Origin of the sequence: Burkholderia sp. (genome assembly GCF_018375725.1) — a bacterium.
Lineage (GTDB): Bacteria > Pseudomonadota > Gammaproteobacteria > Burkholderiales > Burkholderiaceae > Burkholderia.
Genome location: NZ_JAHACR010000550.1, coordinates 1 through 1,071 on the forward strand (window position 1 = coordinate 1; position 1,071 = coordinate 1,071).

Below are 1,071 nucleotides of genomic sequence, written 5' to 3' on the forward strand. Positions count from 1 at the left end.
GTGGCTCATCGTCGAGATTCCCGAGGCGCTCGCGCTGGGCGTACAACCCGGTATGACCGTCGATGCGACGTTCGCAGGCGACCCGACACAACACTTCAACGGTCGCATCCGCGAAATCCTGCCGGGCATCAGCACCACCAGCCGCACGCTCCAGGCGCGTCTGGAAATCGACAACGCCGGATTCAAGCTGACGCCGGGCATGCTGATGCGCGTGCGCGTTGCCGGCCAGAAGGCTGTCTCGCGACTGCTGGTGCCCTCCGAAGCCGTGATCACAACGGGCAAGCGCTCGGTCGTCATCGTAAAGAACGGCGACGGGCGCCTTCAGCCGGCGACGGTTACCGTGGGCAATGACATTGGCAACGAAACCGAGGTGCTGAGCGGCCTGAACGACGGCGACACCGTTGTCGCGTCCGGCCAGTTCCTGATCGATTCCGAAGCGAGCCTGAAGTCCGTTCTGCCGAGGCTGGAGGGCAGCACGGGGGCAAGCGCAAGCGCACCGGCGTCCGCACCCGCCGTCGCAGCACAAACGTACGAGACCACCGGCAAGGTCGAAAAAGTGACCGCTGCGGACATCACGTTCTCCCATCAACCCGTGCCGGCGCTCGGCTGGGGCGCGATGACGATGGCGTTCAACAAGCCCGCTCCCGATGCCTTCCCCGACGTCAAGGCCGGACAGACGGTGCACTTCGTCTTCAAGCAGTCGGATGAGGGCTACCAGTTGACGAAGGTCGAACCGGTCGGAGGCGTGCAATGATTGCCCGGCTCATCCGATGGTCCATCCACAACCGTTTCCTGGTGCTGCTCGCGACTGTACTCATGACCGGTTGGGGCCTCTACTCGGTCGCCGAGACGCCGCTCGACGCACTGCCCGACCTGTCCGATACACAGGTCATCATCAAGGCATCGTATCCGGGCAAGGCGCCGCAGGTTATCGAGGACCAGGTCACCTACCCGCTCACGACGACGCTGCTCGGCGTGCCGGGCGCAAAGACCATTCGCGCGTACTCGTCGTTCGGCGATGCGTTTGTCTACGTGCTGTTCGACGACAAGACCGACCAGTATTGGGCACGT

2 protein-coding genes are annotated in these 1,071 nt (G+C 63.9%); both read left to right on the forward strand.

The window, feature by feature from the left end:
- On the forward strand, positions 1 to 754 hold a 754-nt coding region (locus tag KH616_RS25310; protein WP_292255337.1), incomplete at its 5' end, for an efflux RND transporter periplasmic adaptor subunit.
- The coding region (locus KH616_RS25315) for an efflux RND transporter permease subunit (RefSeq protein WP_292255339.1) at positions 751 to 1,071 on the forward strand (321 nt) is incomplete at its 3' end. The genes KH616_RS25310 and KH616_RS25315, both read left to right, overlap by 4 nt.